A 14,602-nucleotide genomic window follows, 5' to 3' on the forward strand; every position below is an offset into this window, starting at 1 on the left:
CGTCATGGGCGTGTCCGGCTCGGGCAAGACGACCGTCGCGACGCGGCTGGCCGACGCGCTCGGCCGGCCGTTCGCCGAGGCCGACGACATGCACCCGCCGGCCAACGTCGCGAAGATGGCGGCCGGCACGCCGCTGACCGACGACGACCGCGGGCCGTGGCTGGCCACTGTGCGTGACTGGCTCACCGAACAGTCCGCGCTGGGTCGCAGCGCCGTCGTCACGTGTTCGGCGCTGCGCCGGGTCTACCGCGACGTCCTCCGCGAGGCCGCCGGCGGCGTGACGTTCGTCCACCTCGACGGCGACCCGGAGCTGCTCGCCGTCCGCATGAAGGCACGGAAGGGCCACTTCATGCCGCCGAGCCTGCTGCGCTCGCAGCTCGACACGCTGGAGCCGCTGGAGGCGGACGAGGACGGCGTGCGGGTCCCGATCGACGGCGACCCGGACGAGCTCGTCGCCGAGGCGCTGCGCCGGCTCGGTGAGAGAGCGCGCGGTCACGCGGAGTGATGTGATCCTGACCTCGGTTTCAGCAAAGGTGCGAACCGGGTATACCGGGTCGGCGGGCAGGGTGCGGCGAATCGTGGTCTCCGCTCGCGGGGGTGGCGGAGAAACGTCGCTGCGCCGTGCCCGTCCCCGGGCGGGCCGCGGCGGCGGCGGCGGATGTGACCGGCGCCGCCCCGCAGGCCGGAACTCCTCGGCGGCCTCGGCCGTCTTCTCATTGACCCGAGCGACCGAACCGCGCAACGTACCATCGAAGAAGTCATGAGCACGGAACGCGAACCCGAGAACACCGAATCCGCCGACCCCACGGACCGCCCCGACAAGGGCGGAGCCCGTTACCGAGCCGGCCGCCAGAAGCGGACCGGCTGGCGCCGCGTCTTCAACTGGAAGGTGTTCGGCTTCACAGTGCTCGGCATGTTCCTGCTGTGCGCGGGGGCCATCGGGGTCGCGTTCGCCATGATCGACGTGCCCGAGCCGAACGACTTCTCCACGTCCGAGTCGACCATCGTCTACTGGGACGACGGCGAGACCGAGCTGGGCCGATTCAGCGCCGAGAACCGCGAGATCGTCGGCATCGAGGAGATCCCCGAGACGCTCCAGCAGGCCGTCGTCGCCGCCGAGGACCGCAGCTTCTACGAGAACTCCGGCTTCTCCGTCACCGGCATGGTCCGGGCCGGCTGGGACGCCCTGCGCGGCTCGTCCAGCGCCGGTGGCGGCTCGACCATCACCCAGCAGTACGTCAAGAACTACTACCTCACCCAGGACCGCTCCTACACGCGGAAGCTGCGTGAGCTGGTCATCTCGGTGAAGATCGACCAGGACGTCGACAAAGAGCAGATCCTGGCCGACTACCTGAACACCATCTGGTTCGGCCGCGCCACGTACGGCGTGCAGACGGCGTCGCGGTCCTACTTCGGCGTCGACGTCGCCGACCTCGACCTCGCGCAGAGCGCCGCGCTGGCCTCGATCCTGCGCTCGCCCACACGCTACGACCCCACGCTCGGCCCCGAGAACGCCGAGCGGTTCGCGCAGCGGTTCCAGTACGTGCTCGACGGCATGGTGGGCACCGGCGCCATCGACCAGGCCACGGCCGACGCCACCGTGGCGCCGGAAGTCCTGCCGGAGCAGCAGGTCAACCGCTACGGCGGGCCCAACGGCTACCTGCTCATGATGGTCCGCAACGAACTGGTCGCCCGGGGCTTCGACGAGCAGGAGATCGAGACCGGCGGCCTGCGCATCACGTCGACGTTCAACATCCAGGCACAGTCGGCGGCCATCCAGGCCATCCAGGACGAGCGGCCCACCGAGGACGCCGACGGCGTGCGCATCGGCCTCGCGGCGGTGCGGCCGGGCAACGGCGCCGTCGTCGCGGTGTACGGAGGGCCCGACGCCGTCGAGCAGAGCTACAACGACGCCGTCGACGCCATCCCGCAGGCCGGTTCGACGGTGAAGCCGTTCGTGCTCGCCGCGGCGCTGGAGAACGGCTACTCGCTGCGCAGCCGGTTCTGGGGCAACTCGCCGTTCGACCCGCCCGAGCTCGGTCCGCCGGTGAACAACCAGGGCAACCGCGACTACGGCCGCAACGTCACGCTCGAACGCGCGATGGAGAACTCCATCAACACCGCGTTCGTCGACGTCGCCATGGAGATGGGGGCCGACAAGGTCGTCGACTCGCTGGTCCGGGCCGGTTTCCCCGACGACGCCCAGTTGCAGGAGAACCTCAACCCGCGCGTCGCCATCGGCATCGGCGGCGTCTCGGCGCTGAACATGGCCAACGCCTACGCCACGCTCGCCTCGCAGGGCGTGCGCTCGGCCACGACGACCATCCAGCAGGTCGTCGACCGCGAGGGCACGGTCACGCACGAACTGGGGGTGTCGGACGAGCGCGTGTTCGAGGAGGACGTCACCCACGACGTCACCTACGCGCTCACCGAGACCGTCGACAACGGCACCGCCGACGCCGCGCAGGACCTCGACCGTCCGGTCGCCGCGAAGACCGGTACCCACGACGACAAGACGGCCTGGTTCGCCGGGTACACCCCGCAGCTGGCCGCGTCGGTGGTCTACTTCCGCGGCGACGGCACCCAGTCGCTCGACGGCGTCGGCGGCATGGACCACTTCAGCGGCGGCGCCTACCCGGGCCGCACGTGGACGGCGTTCATGGAGGGCGCGCTCGAGGGCCTGCCCGAGGAGGACTTCCCCGACGCCGCGAACATCCGCGAGGACAACGGCAACGACGAGGATCGCCCGAGCAACGAGCGTCCCAACCGTCCGAACGACGACGACGAGGACGACGGCAACGGCAACCAGAACGGCAACGAGGGCGGACGGCCGCCGACCGAGGAGCCGCCACCGCCGACCGAGGAGCCGCCGCCCAGCGACGAGGGTGGTGAGGAGCCGCCGCCGACCGAGGAGCCGCCGCCGCCCACCGAGGAGCCGCCGCCGCCCACCGAGGAGCCGCCGCCGAGCGACGAGGGTGGCACCGACACCGGTGGCACCGACACCGGAACGGACTCCGGCGGGTCGGACACCGGCACCGAGGCGGGCACCGACGCCGGCACGGAGAACGGCACCCCCAACCCGGGCGCGCGCAGCGGTCAGGCCGGGGTCGTGCTGCTCGGCGCAGGTGCGCTGGCCGTGGGCGGGATCAGCCGGCGGCGTCGATGACCTCGAGGGCGACGGCGAGGTCGTGCACGACGATCGGGTCACCGCCCGCGGCGTCGCCAGTGGCCTTCTCGTGTGCCTCGAGCCGCAGCCAGTCGGCCCACGTGACCACCCGGACGCCGCGTTCGGCCAGCAGCTTGTCGACACCGTCGGGGTCGGACGGCCGCTCCGGCAAGGTGTCGAGGTCGGCGAGCACCGACTCCGCCACCTCGTTCGCGTCGCCCCGGTTCGTTGCGATGACGCCGGTGGGGCCGCGGCGCAACCAGCCGGTCACGTAGACCCCGGCGATCACCGCGCCGTCGTCGAGGACCCGGCCGTCGCGCGACGGCACGGTGCCGCTGGCGTCGTCGAACGGCAGCCCGGGAATCGGCGTGCCGTGGTAGCCGATGGCCCGCACGACCAGCTGTGTCGGCAGCGTCAACGGGCCTGCGTCGCCGGGGCGGGTCGGCTCCAGCTCGATACCGGTGACCGCGGTCGCGCCGAGGATGCGCACCGGCCGGCGCCAGTAGTGCAGGTGGATGCGGCGGGGTGCATCGGTGGCCGGGCGCTGTGACCACTCGCGGCACACGTCGACGGTGACCTTGGCGTGGCGGTCCTGCGCCACGGCCTCCTCGTCGGCCGGGCCCAGCACGAGGTCGGCGGGGTCGACGACGAGGTCGACGTCGTCGAGCGCGCCCAGCTCGTGCAGCTCCGGTGAGGTGAACTTGGCCTGCGCCGGCCCGCGCCGCGCGACCAGATGGACGTCCGTGACGGTGCTCGCCGCGAGGACCTCGACGACGTGCCGAGGCATGGATGTGGTGCGCAGCGCCGTGGCGTCCTTGACGAGGATGCGGGCGATGTCGAGGGCGACGTTGCCGGCGCCGATGACCGTCGCGCTGGTGAGGCGCGCCGGCAGTTCGACGGCGCGCGCTTCCGGATGGCCGGTGTACCAGGCGACCAGCTCGGACGCGCCGAACGAGCCGGGCAGGTCCTCGCCCGGGATGCCCAGCCGCCGGTCGCCGAGCATGCCGGTGGACACCACGACGGCGTCGTAGCCGGCCCGCAGCTCGTCGACGGTGACGTCGCGGCCCACGGTGACGTTGCCGAGGAACCGCACCCGCGTGTGCTCGAAGCCGCGGGCCAGCACCCGCGAGATGTTGCGGGTCTTCGGATGGTCCGGCGCGACACCGTAGCGGACCAGGCCGTACGGCGCGGGCGCGGCCTCGAACACGTCGATGCGCTCGAACCGTTCCTCACGCACCAGCGCCGCCAGGGCGTACAAGCCGGCCGGACCGGCCCCGACGATGGCGGCAGCCCGGCCGGCCGCCTCGGATCGACTGTCGTCGTCCTCCATCGCTCCAACGTATGCCGAGATCGCCCCGCGGCACCAGAGCCCTCGCCCCCCTCGGAATGATCACGTTAAGGAGGGGTGCTCCCGCTCTCCGAGGCATGCATGCCTGGGGAAGCGAACAGACCCCTCCTTAACGTGATCATTCCGAGGGGTCTCACGGCGGGTCGCGGCCCGGGGTGAGGAGACGTTGACACGAGCGCGCCGCTCAGGGCACGTCACCTTAATGGAGCGTTCCTAGCGTCGGCGGCCTGTGGAGTCAGACCCCGATCCGGAGGACGTCATGACCGACACACCGACGCTCGCGCCCACCACGACAGCGGCGCCCGCTCCGCCCGGCGGCCGGCGCCGCGGCGGGCGCTGGATCGATCACTGGGAGCCGGAGGACGAGGCGTTCTGGCAGCGCACCGGCCGCGGTGTCGCCCGGCGCAACCTGGTGTTCTCGATCTTCGCGGAGAACATCGCGTTCTCCGTGTGGACGCTGTGGAGCATCTCGTCGGCGCTGCTGGTCGCGCACTACGGCTTCGGCTTCTCCGCCGCACAGATGTTCTTCCTGGTCGCGGTGCCGAACGCGGTCGGTGCGCTGCTGCGGATCCCCTACACCTTCGCGGTCCCGCGCTTCGGCGGCCGGAACTGGACGGTGGTGAGCGGGCTGCTGCTGCTGGTGCCGACGGTGCTGCTGGCGGTGGCGGTCGGCAACCCGGGCACGCCGTACTGGGCGTTCCTGCTGATCGCGGCGACGGCCGGGTTCGGCGGCGGGAACTTCGCGTCCAGCATGACGAACATCAGCTTCTTCTACCCGGACAGGTCGAAAGGGCTGGCACTCGGGCTGAACGCGGCCGGCGGGAACGTCGGCGTCGCGCTGATCCAGCTCGGGCTGCCGCTGATCGTCGGCGCCGGCGGGCTGTTCGGGCTGGTCGGTGCCAGCGCGGCCGGGGTGGACCTGGCCCGGGCGGGGTGGGTGTGGGCGGTCCTGGGGCTCGTCGCGGCGGTGTGCGCGTGGTTCTTCATGGACAACCTGTCGGTGTCGCTGGCGACGTTCCGCGAGCAGATCACCGTCGTCCGGCACAAGCACACCTGGGTCGTGTCGTGGCTCTACATCGGCACGTTCGGCTCGTTCATCGGCTACTCGTCGGCGTTCCCGCTGCTCATCCAGCTGCAGTTCCCCGAGGTGCCGGCCGCGAACTACGCCTTCCTCGGCGCGCTGGTCGGGTCGGTGGCGCGGCCGTTCGGCGGCTGGCTGTCCGACCGGATCGGCGGCTCGCGGGTGACGTTCTGGAACTTCGCGGCGATGGCCGCCGGGACCGTCGTCGTGATCGTGGCGGTCGACGCTGGCAGCTGGCCGCTGTTCCTCGGCGCGTTCCTGCTGGTGTTCGTGACGACCGGGATCGGCAACGGGTCGACGTTCCGGATGATCCCGATGATCTTCCAGCAGCAGGCGCTGCGCGAGGCGGGCGACGGTGACCGGACGGCCGCCCTGGCGCGGGGCCGGACCGAGGCGGCCGCCGTCATCGGGCTGTCGTCGGCGGTCGGTGCGTTCGGCGGGTTCGTCATCGTCGCGACGTTCGGCGTGCTCGGCCTGGTGAACGACGGCCGGGTGCCCGCGGATGCCGTCGCGACCGCGTTCGTGATCTTCCTCGGCTTCTACGTGACCTGCGTGCTGCTGACCTGGTGGAACTACGGGCGACGCGGGTCCACGCTGTCCGGCGCCGACATCTGATCACCGAGCGCGGAGCGGGCGAGTGCGACCCATTTATCGCGGGCGTAACGTGCCGGAGGCGGGCCGGAAACCGCCGGTTCACACCGTAGCGGGCATGGGCACCACGGCCACCCACTGCGCGTACTGCGCGCTGCAGTGCGCGATGACGCTGACGGCGGACGCCGGCGGCCGGGTCACCGTGGGCCCGCGCGACTTCCCGACCAACCGGGGCGGGCTGTGCCAGAAGGGCTGGACGGCCGCCGACCTGCTCGACTCGCCGCACCGGCTGACGACGCCGCTGCTGCGCGACGACCGGTCGGGCCCGTTCCGGGAGGCCGGCTGGGACGAGGCGCTGGACGTCGTCGCGGCGGCGGTCCGCGCGACCCAGGCCGAGCACGGCCGCGACGCCGTCGCCGTGCTGGGCGGCGGCGGCCTCACCAACGAGAAGGCCTACCAGTTGGGCAAGTTCGCCCGGGTCGCGCTGCGGACGAAGAACATCGACTACAACGGCCGCTACTGCATGTCGTCGGCCGCCGCGGCGTCGAACCGGGCGTTCGGCATCGACCGCGGGCTGCCGTTCCCGCTGCCCGACCTCGCCGAGACCGGCGCCGTCCTGCTCGCCGGCGGCAACGTCGCCGAGACGATGCCGCCGTTCGTGCAGCACCTGGCCGCCGTCGTCGACCGGGGCGGCGCGCTGATCGTCGCCGACCCCCGCCGCACCGCCACCGTCGACCGCGCGACCCTGCACCTGCCCCTGCTGCCCGGCACGGACCTGGCGCTGGCGCTCGGGCTGCTGCACCTCGCGGTCGCGGACGGGCACGCCGACCGCGCCTACATCCACGACCGGACGACCGGGTTCGAGCAGGCCTGGCGGGCCGCGGCGCAGTGGTGGCCGGAGCGGGTCGAACGCGTCACCGGGGTGTCGGTGGCGGCGCAACGGGCCACGGTCGCGCAACTGGCCGCGGGTGCGCGCGGCCGCGGCGCCGTCGTCCTCACCGCCCGCGGCGCGGAGCAGCAGAGCAAGGGCACCGACACCGTCACGGCGCTGATCAACCTGACGCTCGCGCTCGGCCTGCCGGGCCGGCCGCACAGCGGATTCGGCTGCATCACCGGTCAGGGCAACGGGCAGGGCGGCCGCGAGCACGGGCAGAAGGCGGACCAGCTGCCCGGCTACCGGAAGATCGACGACCCGGCCGCCAGGGCGCACGTCGCCGGGGTCTGGGGCGTGGACCCCGACGAGCTGCCCGGGCCGGGGCCGTCGGCCTACGAGCTGATCGAGAGCCTGGGCACCGACGGAGGGCCGCGGTCGCTGCTGGTGCACGGGACCAACCTGGCGGTGTCGTCGCCGCGCGGCCGGCACGTCGCCGAACGCCTGGCGGCGCTGGACGCGCTGGTCGTCTGCGACGTCGTCCTGTCCGAGACCGCCGCGCTGGCCGACGTCGTCCTGCCGGTCACCCAGTGGGCCGAGGAGGACGGCACGATGACCAACCTGGAGGGCCGGGTGATCCGCCGGCGCCGCGCCGTCGCGCCACCGTCCGGCGTGCGCACCGAGCTCGACGTCCTGACGGATCTCGCCACGCGGCTCGGGTGCGAGGCGCCGTTCAGCGCCGACCCGGAGACCGTCTACGACGAGTTGCGCCGGGCCAGCGCCGGCGGTGTCGCCGACTACGCCGGCATCGGCTGGGACCGCATCGACGCCGAGGGCGGGGTGTTCTGGCCGTGCCCGTCGGCGGAGCACCCGGGCAGCCCGCGGCTGTTCGCCGACGGTTTCCCGACGCCGGACGGCCGGGCCCGGTTCGTCGCCGTCGAGCACCGGCCGCCGGCCGAGGACGTCGACGCGGAGCATCCTGTCTATCTCACGACCGGCCGGGTGTTGCAGCAGTACCAGAGCGGTGCGCAGACCCGCCGCGTCCCGGCGCTGGCGGCCGCTGTCACGGAGCCGCACGTCGAGATCCACCCCGACCTCGCCGGCCGCAGCGGGCTGGCCGACGGCGACCTGGTCCGGGTCGTCAGCCGGCGCGGCGACGCGGTCGGCCGGGTCCGGCTGACCACGACGATCCGGCCGGACACCGTGTTCATGCCGTTCCACTGGGGCGGCGAGCAGGCGGTGAACCGGGTGACGAACCCCGCGCTCGACCCGGTGTCGCGGATGCCGGAGTTCAAGGTCTGCGCGGTCCGGCTGGAGCGGGTGCCCCAGGGAGGCTGTGTCGAATGAGCCGACCGACCGATGCAGTCATCACCCGGATCGTCGTCGTCGGACACGGCATGGCCGGCGCCCGGTTCGTCCAGGAGTTGCGGGCTCGGGATCTGTCCCGCCGGTTCGAGGTGACGGTGCTCGGTGCGGAGCCGGAGGCCGCGTACAACCGGGTGCTGCTGTCGTCGGTGCTGGCCGGCTCGCTGACCCCGGCGGAGATCGAGACCGTACCGTCGGCCTGGTACGCCGCCGAGGACGTCGAGCTGCGCACCGGCGTCGAGGTGGCCGCGATCGACCGCCGGCGCCGCCGCGTCCTGACGACGGCCGGCGAGCACCTGCCCTACGACCACCTGGTGCTGGCCACCGGCAGCCGACCGTGGGTGCCGCCGATCGACGGGCTGGTCGGCGACGACGGCGAGCTGGACCGCGACGTCGTCGTCTTCCGCACGCTGGGCGACTGCCGGGCGATGCTGTCCCGTCTGGACCGGGTGCGCTACGCGGTCGTGCTCGGCGGCGGGCTGCTCGGCCTGGAGGCGGCCCGCGGGCTGGCCGGGCGCGGTATCGACGTCGAGGTCGTGCATCCGGCGGACCGCTTGATGGAACGGCAGCTGGACCTCGACGCGGGCCGGGTACTGGCCCGGACCCTGCGCGAGCTCGGCGTCCGGGTGCGGCTGAACGCGCGGGCGGTCCGGTTCACCGACGGCTGGGGCGGCGGCGGGCGCGGCCTGCGGCTGGAGGACGGCACGCGGCTCCCGGCCGACCTCGTGGTCGTCGCCTGCGGCGTGCGCCCGAACACCGGGTTGGCGGCGGCCGCCGGCCTGGAGACCGGCCGGGCAATCGTCGTCGACGACAGCATGACCTCGGTGACCGACCGGTCGATCCACGCGATCGGCGAGTGCGCGCAGTACGACGACCAGGTGTACGGGCTGGTCGCGCCGGCCTGGGAGCAGGCCGGGGTGCTGGCGGACGTGCTCACCGGCGGGTCCACGCGCTACGACGGGTCGGCGATCGTCACCCGGCTGAAGGCGGCCGACGTCGACCTCGCCGCGATGGGCGAGACGGACGTCGACGACTTCGACGCCGACGACGGCCTGGAGGTGTTGCGGTTCGCCGACCCGGCCCGCGGCACCTATCAGAAGGTCGTGATCCGCGACGACCGCGTCACCGGCGCGATCATGCTCGGCGGCCCGGAGACCGTCGGCACCGTCACCCAGCTGTTCGACCGTGCGGAGCCGGTGCCGGCCGACCGGCGGGCGCTGATCTTCCCCGGCGTCGTCGGCGCGGGAGCCGCGCCGGACCCCGCCGATCTGCCCGACGACCACACCGTCTGCCGCTGCAACGGCGTCACCGCCGGCCGGGTCCGCGCCGCCCGCGACGCGGGCGCGGACACCGTCGCCGAGGTCGCCGTCACCACCCGGGCGACCACCGGCTGCGGCGGCTGCCGGTCCGACGTCGCCGCGCTGCTCGCGTCCCGATCGACCGTGGAGGTACCCGCATGAGCGCACCACGTCAGCTCGTCGTCGTCGGCAACGGCATGGTCGGGCAGCGCCTGGTCGAGGCGGTCCGGCAACGCGACCCGGAGCGGCGGTGGCGGATCACCGTCCTCGGCGAGGAGCCCCGGCCCGCCTACGACCGGGTCGCGCTGACGTCGTACCTCACCGGGACGACCGAGGAGGATCTCCGGCTGGCGCCGGACGGCTGCTACGACGCCGACTGCGAGCTGGTGCTCGGCGACGCGGTGGCCGGCATCGACCGCGCGGCGCGGGTCGTCACGACGGCGTCGGGACGGGCCGTCGCGTACGACGCGCTGGTGCTGGCCACCGGCTCGCGGCCGTTCGTCCCGCCGGTGCCGGGGGCGGACCTGGACGGCTGTTTCGTCTACCGGACCATCGACGACCTGGACGCCATCCGGTCGCGGGCGGCGTCGGTGACCAGCGGTGTGGTGATCGGCGGCGGGCTGCTCGGGCTGGAGGCGGCCAACGCGCTGCTCTCGCTGGGCCTGGCGACCAGCGTGGTGGAGTTCGCGCCGCGGCTGATGCCGGCGCAGGTCGACCACGGCGGGGGTGAGGTGCTGCGGCGCAAGGTCGAGGCGCTCGGGCTGACCGCCCGGCTGGACACCGCGACCGAGCGCATCTCCGCCGCCGACGACGGGCTGCGGATGACGTTCGCCGACGGGTCGTCCCTGGAGACCGGGCTGATCGTGTTCTCCGCCGGCATCCGGCCGCGGGACGAGCTGGCCCGCGCTGCCGGGCTGGCGGTCGGGGAGCGCGGCGGCATCGTCGTGGACGAGACGTGCCTGACGTCGGACCCGGCGATCTGGGCGATCGGCGAGTGTGCCCTGGCCGGCGGCCGCGTCTACGGGCTGGTCGCGCCCGGCTACGACATGGCCGAGGTGGTGGCCGACCGGCTGCTCGACGGCGACGCGGCGTTCGCCGAGGCCGACACGTCCACGAAGCTCAAGCTGCTCGGCGTCGACGTCGCCAGCTTCGGCGACGCGCACGGGGCGGCGCCGGACGCGCTCGAGGTGGTCTACGCCGACCCGGTCGGCGGCGTCTACAAGAAGCTGGTCGTGACCGACGACGCGTCCAGGCTGCTGGGCGGCGTGCTGGTCGGCGACGCGTCGGCCTATGCGGCGCTGCGGACGATGGTCGGCCAGCCGCTCACCGACACCCCGGAGAAGTTGCTGCTGGCCGGGCCGTCGACGTCCGACCTCGGCGACGACGCGCAGGTGTGCTCGTGCCAGAACGTCAGCGCCGGGGCGATCCGGGCGGCGATCCACGACGAGGGCTGCGCCGACGTCGCGGCGCTGAAGACGTGCACGCGGGCCGGCACCGTCTGCGGCAGCTGCGTCCCGCTGCTGAAGACGCTGCTCACGCAGTCCGGCGTCGAGGCCAACCCGGCGCTGTGCGAGCACTTCGACGTCGGCCGGGCCGAGCTGTTCGACATCGTCCGGGTGACCGGGCTGCGCACGTTCAGCGAGATCATCGCGCGGCACGGACGCGGGCGTGGCTGCGACATCTGCAAGCCGGTCGTCGCGTCGATCCTGGCCGGGCTCGGCGGCGGGCACATCCTCGACGGCGAGCAGGCCGCGCTGCAGGACACCAACGACCACTTCCTGGCCAACATCCAGCGCAACGGCACCTACTCGGTCGTGCCGCGAGTGCCGGGTGGCGAGCTGACGGCGGAGGGCCTGATCGCGATCGGCGAGGTGGCCCGCGACTTCGGCCTCTACTCCAAGATCACCGGCGGGCAGCGCATCGACCTGCTCGGTGCCCGGGTCGAGCAGCTGCCGGCTATCTGGAAACGGCTGGTCGACGCCGGGTTCGAGTCCGGGCACGCGTACGGCAAGGCGCTGCGGACGGTGAAGTCGTGCGTCGGCTCGACGTGGTGCCGCTACGGCGTGCAGGACTCCACGTCGCTGGCGATCATGCTGGAGCTGCGCTACCGCGGGCTGCGGGCGCCGCACAAGATCAAGGCCGGCGTCTCCGGCTGCGCCCGCGAGTGCGCCGAGGCCCGCAGCAAGGACGTCGGCATCATCGCGTCGGAGAACGGCTGGAACCTCTACTTCGGCGGCAACGGCGGGTTCCGGCCGCGGCACGCGGAGCTGTTCGCGTCCGACCTCTCCGACGCGGAGCTGGTCGGCCTCGTCGACAGGTTCCTCATGTTCTACGTCCGCACCGCCGACCGGCTCCAGCGCACGTCCGCCTGGATCGAGGCGCTCACCGACGAGCACGGCGACGGTTTCGCCTACCTGCGTCGCGTCCTCGTCGACGACGAGCTCGGCCTGTGCGCCGATCTGGAAACGGCGATGGAGCGGCACGCCGGCTCCTACACCGACGAATGGGCGGCCGTCCTCGACGACGAGGAGAAGCTCGGCCGGTTCGTCTCGTTCGTCAACGCCCCCGATGCCCCCGACCCGAGCATCCGGTTCGTCACCGAGCGCGGGCAGATCCGCCCGGTGGTGGCCGGCCCGACCCTGGAGGTGGTGCGCCGATGACCGTTCTCGACGTCCAGACGTGGACCGCCGTCTGCCGCTTCGACCGGCTGCTGCCCGAACGCGGGGTGGCGGCACTGGTCGGCGGCGAGCAGGTGGCGATCTTCCGCACCCACGACGGCGCGGTGTTCGCGCTGGCCAACCACGACCCGTTCAGCGACGCCTATGTGCTGTCGCGCGGCATCGTCGGCTCCCGCGGCACCCTCCCGACCGTCGCGTCGCCGATGCATAAGCAGGTGTTCTCGCTGGTCAGCGGGGAATGCCTGGACGAGCCGGGCGTCGCCGTGCCGGTGTACGACGTGCGCGTGCGCGACGGCGACGTGGAGGTGGCGGTGCCGTGACGGTGGCCTCGTCGGCCGCCGTGGGCGCCGGTGCGTTGCCGCTGTCGGGCTTCACCGTGGCGGTGACGGCGGCGCGCCGCCGCGAGGAGCTGGGCGCGCTGCTGGAACGGCGCGGCGCCCGGGTCGTGCAGGCGCCGGCGATCCGGATCGTGCCGCTGGACGACGACGCCGAGCTGCTGGCGGCGACCCGCACCTGCATCGACGAGCCGATCGACATCGCCGTCGCGACCACCGGGATCGGCTTCCGGGGCTGGATGGAGGCGGCCGACGGCTGGGGCCTGGGCGAGCGGCTGCTGGAGCGGCTTGGATCGGCCACGCTCCTGGCGCGGGGGCCGAAGGCGCGCGGCGCGATGCGGGCCGCCGGGCTGACCGACGACTGGGCGCCGCCGTCGGAGTCGTCGGCCGAGGTGCTGGAGCACCTGCTGGCGCAGGACCTCACCGGCCGCCGCATCGCCGTCCAACTGCACGGCGAGCCGCTGCCGGACTTCACCGACGCGCTGGAGGCCGCCGGGGCGTCGGTCGTGATGGTGCCGGTGTACCGCTGGGTGCCGCCGGACGACGTCGCGCCGCTGGGCCGGCTGGTCGAGGCGGTCGCGGCACGGCAGGTCGACTGCGTCGTGTTCACCAGCGCGCCGGCCGTGGCCAGCCTGCTGTCGCTGGCCTCGTCGATGGGGCTGTCGTCGGAGGTGACGGCCGCGCTGTCGTCGTCGGTGCTGCCCGCGTGCGTGGGGCCGGTGACCGGGGCGCGGCTGGAGCGGCTGGGCATCGCGACCGTGCAGCCGGCGCGCTCGCGGCTGGGCGCGCTCGTCCGCGAGATCGTCGCCGAACTGCCGGCTCGCTGCCGCACGCTGCGGGTCGCCGGCCACGCCGTCCAGCTGCGCGGGCACGCCGTCGTCGTCGACGGGGTCGCGCGCGAGCTGCCGCCCGGGCCGATGGCGGTGCTGGCCGAGCTGGCCCGGCGTCCCGGCGTCGTCGTGTCGCGGGCCGAGCTGCTCGCCGTCCTACCCGGCGGCGGCAGCGACGAGCACGCCGTCGAGATGGCGGTCACCCGGCTGCGCGGCGCCGTCGGGGCGCGCGTCGTCCAGACGGTGGTGAAGCGCGGCTACCGGCTGGCCTACGAGCCCGAGGCCGCCGGATCGGTGAAGTACGGGGGGTCGTCGTGACGGGTCATGTCGCGATCGTCGGCGGGGGACCGGGCGACCCGGGACTGCTCACCCTGCGCGGGTTCGACCTGCTCAAGCAGGCCGACGTCGTGCTGGTGGACCGGCTGGCGCCGCGGTCACTGCTGGACGCGCTGCGCCCGGACGTCGAGATCGTCGACGTCGGCAAGGAGCCGCACCAGCACCGCCGCAGCCAGCGCGAGATCGAGGCGCTCATGATCGATCGCGCCCGCCGCGGGCTGCGCGTCGTCCGGCTCAAGGGCGGCGACCCCTACGTCTTCGGCCGCGGCGGTGAGGAGGCGCTCGCCTGCGCGGCGGCCGGCGTCCCGTACGAGGTGGTGCCCGGCGTGAGCAGCGCGATCGCCGTCCCGGCGCTGGCCGGCATCCCGGTGACGCAGCGCGGCGTGACTCAGGAGGTGACGATCGTCAGCGGGCACGCGCATCCGGACTCGCCGGAGTCGACCGTCGACTGGGACCGGCTGGCGGCCGGGACCGGCACGATCGTCGTGCTGATGGGTGTGACGCACCTGGCCGCTCTGGCCGCTCGGCTCGTGCGCGGTGGCCGGCGGCCGAGCACGCCGGTGGCCGTGGTGGTGTCCAGCGGGGCACGGGTCGTCGTCGCGACGCTGGACACCGTCGACTGCGCGGCGGAGGGGATCGAGCCGCCCGCCGTCGTCGTGGTGGGTGACGTGGTCGCGCTGCGCGACCTACTGGCGTCGTGACC

At 73.6% G+C, this 14,602-nt stretch carries 10 protein-coding genes; 9 read left to right on the forward strand and 1 reads right to left on the reverse strand.

The features are described 5' to 3' along the window. Nucleotides 1-4: 4 nt before the first annotated feature. Together DZA62_RS13055 and DZA62_RS13060 are read left to right on the forward strand one after the other, a co-directional pair. Nucleotides 5-505, forward strand: a complete 501-nt coding sequence (locus tag DZA62_RS13055; protein ID WP_116949502.1) for a gluconokinase — start codon at nucleotides 5-7, stop codon at nucleotides 503-505. A 255-nt stretch (nucleotides 506-760) separates the two neighbouring features. Then, nucleotides 761-3,166, forward strand: a complete 2,406-nt coding sequence (locus tag DZA62_RS13060; RefSeq protein WP_116949330.1) for a transglycosylase domain-containing protein — start codon at nucleotides 761-763, stop codon at nucleotides 3,164-3,166. Here DZA62_RS13060 and DZA62_RS13065 read toward each other — a convergent pair. After that, complete coding sequence (locus tag DZA62_RS13065) at nucleotides 3,147-4,496, reverse strand: FAD-dependent oxidoreductase (RefSeq protein ID WP_116949331.1); 1,350 nt, start codon at nucleotides 4,494-4,496, stop codon at nucleotides 3,147-3,149. The genes DZA62_RS13060 and DZA62_RS13065 overlap by 20 nt on opposite strands. Before the next feature lie 277 nt (nucleotides 4,497-4,773). Here DZA62_RS13065 and DZA62_RS13070 point away from each other — a divergent pair, with 277 nt between their 5' ends. From DZA62_RS13070 to cobA, 7 genes are all read left to right on the forward strand, one after another. Next, nucleotides 4,774-6,210 (forward strand): MFS transporter, encoded by a 1,437-nt coding sequence (locus DZA62_RS13070; RefSeq protein ID WP_116949503.1) that lies wholly within the window; start codon nucleotides 4,774-4,776, stop codon nucleotides 6,208-6,210. 94 nt (nucleotides 6,211-6,304) lie between these two features. Next, complete coding sequence (locus tag DZA62_RS13075; protein WP_116949332.1) at nucleotides 6,305-8,404, forward strand: molybdopterin oxidoreductase family protein; 2,100 nt, start codon at nucleotides 6,305-6,307, stop codon at nucleotides 8,402-8,404. Continuing rightward, entirely contained in the window at nucleotides 8,401-9,882 is a 1,482-nt protein-coding gene (locus tag DZA62_RS13080) for an FAD-dependent oxidoreductase (protein ID WP_116949333.1), read from the forward strand. The genes DZA62_RS13075 and DZA62_RS13080 overlap by 4 nt, the downstream gene beginning before the upstream one ends. Continuing rightward, nucleotides 9,879-12,380, forward strand: a complete 2,502-nt coding sequence (gene nirB / locus DZA62_RS13085; protein ID WP_116949334.1) for a nitrite reductase large subunit NirB — start codon at nucleotides 9,879-9,881, stop codon at nucleotides 12,378-12,380. The genes DZA62_RS13080 and nirB overlap by 4 nt, the downstream gene beginning before the upstream one ends. Beyond that, on the forward strand, nucleotides 12,377-12,718 hold the full coding sequence (gene nirD / locus DZA62_RS13090; RefSeq protein WP_116949335.1) for a nitrite reductase small subunit NirD: 342 nt from the start codon (nucleotides 12,377-12,379) through the stop codon (nucleotides 12,716-12,718). The genes nirB and nirD overlap by 4 nt, the downstream gene beginning before the upstream one ends. After that, a complete protein-coding gene (locus DZA62_RS13095; protein ID WP_232827418.1) occupies nucleotides 12,715-13,881 on the forward strand; it encodes a uroporphyrinogen-III synthase in 1,167 nt (388 codons plus the stop codon). The genes nirD and DZA62_RS13095 overlap by 4 nt, the downstream gene beginning before the upstream one ends. Further along, nucleotides 13,878-14,600 carry a uroporphyrinogen-III C-methyltransferase gene (cobA, locus tag DZA62_RS13100; RefSeq protein ID WP_198663705.1) on the forward strand — a complete coding sequence of 241 codons (723 nt, stop codon included), beginning with the start codon at nucleotides 13,878-13,880 and terminating at the stop codon, nucleotides 14,598-14,600. The genes DZA62_RS13095 and cobA overlap by 4 nt, the downstream gene beginning before the upstream one ends. The last annotated feature ends 2 nt before the right edge of the window (nucleotides 14,601-14,602 follow it).

It is taken from the genome of Jiangella endophytica, assembly GCF_003427025.1.
In the GTDB taxonomy this organism is placed as follows: domain Bacteria; phylum Actinomycetota; class Actinomycetes; order Jiangellales; family Jiangellaceae; genus Jiangella; species Jiangella endophytica.